Consider the following 5,124-nt stretch of genomic DNA (forward strand, 5'->3'; position numbering starts at 1 on the left):
GCCTGCGCGGCGCACGGCTGCCTGCTGTAAAAGTGGCGGTGGTGCGGCAAGGAGAGGCCTGGCCGAAGGGCTTTACCATTTGAAATCTCGGCATTGTCTGGTTTGGGCCGCCTGCGCGGCGGGCGGCAAAGGGGGCCTGTTAGGGGCTTTGCCCCTCCGAGGCCCCCTCTGCACTCCCCCCGGAGCACCCCAGAAGTTTTCAATGACCATCAGTTACGAGGGCTGCGCGTCTCCTGCTGCGGGAGCTTCCTCGCTTTGCTCGGTGATCTCCCTCCGCGCCGCGCAATGCCATCGACAAGTTATTGCTGCCCGTGCGCGGAGAGTATCTCGCATCTCGCATCCGCCATCAGGGCACAGGCATCAGGTCACAGGCATCAGGCCATTCGGCGTAATGCCTGTGGCGGGCCTGGCTTTGCTTGACCGCCCACAAATACCTGCTTCAGGTTCTTGCGTCCGCTGTACCGCGCAAATGCAAAAATCCCGCAGGTGTCTGCGGGATTTTATAGCGAAACAATCATGTTCAGCCCATGCGCAGGGGTCAGAACCGCGGTGGGTCTTCCAGGGCCTGCGCCAGTTCGCGCAGGGCGGACAGGCTTTCTTCGGCTTCCTTGGGGGTAAGGGTGTGCAGGGCAAAACCGGCATGCACGATAACGTAGTCCCCGATCTGGGGTTCCTTGGGCAAAAGCATCACCGAAGCGTTCAAAAAGGTCTGGCTTTCACCCACGCGCACGCGGGCCATGCCTTCGCCGAACAGTTCTTCAATGCGGGCAGGAATGGCAAGACACATAGTCACCTCTTGTCGGGCATATAAACACCATTGCGGCTTCGGCAAGCCCCGAAGCCGCCGGAAGTCGCCGCAAACTGAAGAAGACACACCTTATCAGCCCCGGCTGCGCTAGGCAAGCCGCCGCTGCCTCAAGGCCGCAAGCACAGGGATTTTTTCAGGCTTTATGCCAACGGCCGGGCCGTGACCGCGCGAAGGGCCAAACCTTGACTTTGCACGGCTATTTGCCCAAACTACAGTGATTTTTCCACCAGGGCTGACTCCAAATAAGCTTTTGCCCAAAGAATTGCATGACCCGACCTGTTCCGGTCGAGTGGCACGAGAGCATGCTCCCTTTGCGAAAAGGGCCGGCTTGCTTGCCCTTGCGCAAAGTTTTTATTTTGCGGCCAGCTTTTGAAGAACATACTATATCTTGCGACATTCAGTGCCGGGAGCCTCCATGAGTGATTATAAAAAAACGCTGAACCTTCCTCAAACCGCTTTTCCGATGAAGGCAAATCTGGCCCAGCGTGAGCCGGAAGCCATCAAGAAGTGGGACGCCGCCAATGCCTGTGCCGTCATGGTTGAGGCATCGGGCAGCAAGGGAACCTACATCCTGCACGATGGCCCGCCCTATGCCAACGGGCATCTGCACATGGGACACGCGCTGAACAAGATTCTCAAGGATATTATCGTCAAATCGCGCAATATGGCAGGCTATGCCTCACGCTATGTTCCCGGCTGGGACTGCCATGGACTGCCTATCGAGCACAAGGTGGAGCAGGACCTCAAGGAAAAGAAGAAAAGCCTGCCCGCCCATGTGGTGCGCAAGCTCTGCCGTGAGTATGCCAATAAATGGCTTGATATACAGCGCAAGGAATTCAAGCGTCTGGGTGTGCTGGGCGATTGGGATCACCCCTATGTGAGCATGGATCCGGCATATGAATCCGTCACTGCCGGTGAACTTGCAAAGTTTGTGGCCGCCGGGGGCGTGGCGCGCGCCAAGAAGCCCATTTACTGGTGCTGCTCCTGCCACACGGCGCTGGCCGAGGCGGAAGTGGAGTATAACGACCACACCTCGCCTTCTGTCTACGTGCGCTTCGCCCTGCCCGATGAAAACCTGAAAAAGGTTTTTGCAGCCGCTGATCCGGCGCGCGCGCATGTGGTCATCTGGACAACAACGCCCTGGACCCTGCCGGACAATATGGCCGTGTGCCTGCACCCTGAATTTACCTATGCACTGGTTGAGGCACAGGGCAGCCAGTACATTCTTGCGGAAGATCTGGTGGCCTCCTGCGCAGAGACGTTCGGCTGGAGCGAGTACATCATTCTGGATCGCGCCACCGGAGAACGCCTCGAGGGGCTCAAGGCGCGCCATCCGTTCTATGACAGGCAGTCGCCCCTGGTGCTGGGCCTGCATGTGACTCTGGATGCCGGTACGGGCTGCGTGCACACCGCGCCGGGCCACGGTCGTGAAGACTACGATGTGGGCCTCAAGTACGGGCTGGAAATTTATTCGCCTATGGATGACGCCGGGCGCTTTTTGCCCGCCGTGGAATTTTTCGCCGGGCTGAATGTTTTTGAAGCCAACCCCAGGGTCATCGAAAAACTTGAAGAAGTCGGCGCTTTGCTGCAAAAGGGCAAAATTCGCCACTCCTACCCGCATTGCTGGCGCTGCAAGGAGCCGGTCATCTTCCGCGCGACCACCCAGTGGTTTATCAGCATGGAAAAGAATGACCTGCGCGCCCGCGCCCTCAAGGCCATTGATGAAGAAGTGCGCTGGATTCCCGCCTGGGGCCGCGAGCGCATCCATAATATGGTTGAATTCCGCCCGGACTGGTGCATCTCGCGTCAGCGGCAGTGGGGCGTACCCATTTTGGCCCTGCTGTGCGAAGACTGCGGCGAAGCCTGGAATGATCCCGCATGGATGCAGGAAATCGCCGCCCGCTTTGCCAAGCACCCCACGGGCTGCGACTACTGGTACGAAGCCGAACTCAAGGATGTCGTGCCTGAAGGCCTTGCCTGCCCCCATTGCGGCGGCAATCACTGGAAGCGCGAAACCGACATCCTTGATGTCTGGTTTGACTCCGGCACAAGCTTTGCCGCTGTGCTTGAAAAGCGCCCCGAGCTGGGCTTTCCCGCCGACCTGTACCTTGAAGGTTCTGACCAGCACCGCGGCTGGTTCCACAGCTCGCTGCTGGTCAGCGAAGGCACGCGCGGCTGCGCGCCGTACCGGGCCGTGCTCACCCACGGGTATGTGGTGGACGGCGACGGGCGCAAGATGTCCAAGTCTGTGGGCAACGTGATCGCGCCGCAGGAACTCATTGAAAAGTTCGGAGCCGAAATCGTGCGTCTCTGGGTGTCCTCGGTGGAGTACCGCGAAGACATCCGCCTTTCGGACGAAATTCTTGGCCGCCTTGTGGACGCTTACCGCCGCATCCGCAATACCTGCCGTTTTATCATGGGCAACCTGAGCGATATTTCCGCTCATGACCTGCTGCCGCTGGACAGGCTGCAGCCGCTGGACCGTTTTGCTCTGGACGTGGCCGGGCGCGTTCACGAGCGCGTGCAGCAAGCCTATATGGATTTTGACTTCCACAAGGTCTACCACACCCTGCACAACTATTGCGTCACGGACCTTTCTTCCGTGTATCTGGATATCCTTAAAGACCGCCTGTATGCCTCCGCTCCGCACAGCGAGGAGCGCCGCTCGGCCCAGACGGCCCTGTGGCATATCCTGAGCCTTTTGCTGCGCGATATGGCCCCGGTGCTGTCTTTCACCGCCGAGGAAATCTTCAGCCATCTGCCGGAGAGCCTGCGCGGTCCGGAATCGACGGTTTTTGCCCTGCCGCCGCTGGATGCGGCTCCCTATCTGCTGGACGAAGGCACGCGCGATGACTGGAACGTACTGCTGGCCGTGCGCGGCGCGGTGACAAAAGCCATTGAACCCATGCGCCGTGAGGGCATCATCGGGCATTCGCTGGATACGCGCGTGACCCTTTTTGTGGCGGACGAACTGCGCCAGCGCCTGGAGGGCCTGCATACCGACCTGCGCGCCGTGTGCATTGTGTCGCAGTTGCAGCTTGAGGCGCTGGATCGCGCCCCGCAGGCCGCGTATCAGGATGAAGAAGTGGCCGGTCTTGCCATCGGCGTTGAAAAGGCCAGAGGCGAAAAATGCGAGCGCTGCTGGATTTACAGCACCGAGCTTGGCTCGGACGCTTCGCATCCCGCCTTGTGTCCGCGCTGCACAGCGGTTATCAAGGATATGGAATCCTGAGAACATGCGCAGGCGTTATCGAATCCTCGGGGGCATGGCCCTGCTGGCGCTGGCGCTTGACCAGCTGACCAAGTATATTGTCATGCAGACCATACCGGAACACCGTTCAGTGCCGGTTATTGAAGGTCTGTTTGACCTGGTGAACATCCGCAACAGGGGAGCGGCCTTCGGCTTTCTGAACCGTTCGGATATTGAGTGGCAGTTCTGGCTGTTCCTCGGGGCCACGGTGGTAGCCGTATGGGCCATACTGATGCTGGTGCGCAGCTCGCATGACGAACCCTGGCTCTTTGCCGGATTGGGACTGGTCATGGGCGGCGCCCTGGGCAACCTGGTGGACCGCATCCGCTTTCGGGCGGTGGTGGACTTTCTGGATGTCTACTGGGGCGACTGGCACTGGCCGGCCTTTAATGTGGCGGATTCGGCCATCTTCGTGGGGGCCGCACTGGCCTGCGTCATCATGTGGCGCAAACCGCCCGAAAACGGAAACGAAAAGGGCAGCAAAGCCGGAAAATCCTCCGGCAAAGGAGGGAGTGCCGCATGATCTTTCACTGGTGGCATGTGGTGCTGGTCATGATTCCTATGATCCCCACGCTGTGGAGCATCATACACATATGGGGGCATGAGTTTCCCACGCCCCAGCAAAGGGCGCTGTGGCTCGTGCTGGTGGTTTTTTTGCCGGTCATCGGCGGCATCATCTATATTTTCACCGGGCGCAAAAAAGCCCTGGGAAAAGTGCAAATTTGAAAAAAGAGGATATTATGCGCACATTCCGTTCATTGTGCCTTGTAACGCTGGCTTGCGCTGCTCTGCCGCTGAGCGCCTGCGTATCCGGCGGCGGTTCCAGCAGCGGCAGCCTCAGCCTTGAGCAGCAGGTACAGCAGCACGACGTGCAGTTGCGGCAGATGCAGCCCTCGCAGGCCGACGCCTGGAATCAGATACAGGCGTTGCGGCAGGAACTGAATACCGTCAAGGGCCAGATGGATGACCTCAACAATGCCGGTGGCGCGCGCGCCCTTGTGGATCGCGTAAACCGGCACGACGAGGCCCTGCGCCAGGTTGAGCGCAGCATGGCCCTGAACCTGAA

Annotated in this window: 4 protein-coding genes and 1 pseudogene; 4 read left to right on the forward strand and 1 reads right to left on the reverse strand. The window is 59.6% G+C overall.

Annotated features, from left to right (window positions below):
* Positions 1-538: 538 nt before the first annotated feature.
* On the reverse strand, positions 539-787 hold the full coding sequence (locus tag V6C16_RS07580) for a HypC/HybG/HupF family hydrogenase formation chaperone (protein ID WP_333536543.1): 249 nt from the start codon (positions 785-787) through the stop codon (positions 539-541).
* Positions 788-1,223: 436 nt separating this feature from the next.
* Between V6C16_RS07580 and ileS the strand changes: the two genes are divergently transcribed.
* The 4 genes and pseudogenes from ileS to V6C16_RS07600 form a co-directional block, all read left to right on the forward strand.
* Positions 1,224-4,040 (forward strand): isoleucine--tRNA ligase, encoded by a 2,817-nt coding sequence (gene ileS, locus V6C16_RS07585; RefSeq protein ID WP_333536542.1) that lies wholly within the window; start codon positions 1,224-1,226, stop codon positions 4,038-4,040.
* A gap of 4 nt (positions 4,041-4,044) precedes the next feature.
* Positions 4,045-4,581, forward strand: a complete 537-nt coding sequence (lspA, locus tag V6C16_RS07590; protein WP_333536541.1) for a signal peptidase II — start codon at positions 4,045-4,047, stop codon at positions 4,579-4,581.
* Positions 4,578-4,784: a PLDc N-terminal domain-containing protein gene (locus tag V6C16_RS07595; RefSeq protein WP_333536540.1), complete on the forward strand. Its 207-nt coding sequence runs from the start codon at positions 4,578-4,580 to the stop codon at positions 4,782-4,784. The genes lspA and V6C16_RS07595 overlap by 4 nt, the downstream gene beginning before the upstream one ends.
* A 14-nt stretch (positions 4,785-4,798) precedes the next feature.
* A pseudogene (locus tag V6C16_RS07600) lies at positions 4,799-5,124 on the forward strand (tol-pal system protein YbgF); the annotation flags it as partial.

It is taken from the genome of Desulfovibrio sp. 1188_IL3213 (assembly GCF_036763145.1).
GTDB lineage: Bacteria > Desulfobacterota > Desulfovibrionia > Desulfovibrionales > Desulfovibrionaceae > Desulfovibrio.

Excerpts from the sequence above, each read along its gene's own strand:
- lspA (WP_333536541.1), top strand. The coding sequence starts at position 4,045 with ATGCGCAGGCGTTATCGAATCCTCGGGGGCATGGCCCTGCTGGCGCTG.
- V6C16_RS07595 (WP_333536540.1), top strand. The coding sequence starts at position 4,578 with ATGATCTTTCACTGGTGGCATGTGGTGCTGGTCATGATTCCTATGATC.
- ileS (WP_333536542.1), top strand. The coding sequence starts at position 1,224 with ATGAGTGATTATAAAAAAACGCTGAACCTTCCTCAAACCGCTTTTCCG.
- V6C16_RS07580 (WP_333536543.1), bottom strand. The coding sequence starts at position 787 with ATGTGTCTTGCCATTCCTGCCCGCATTGAAGAACTGTTCGGCGAAGGC.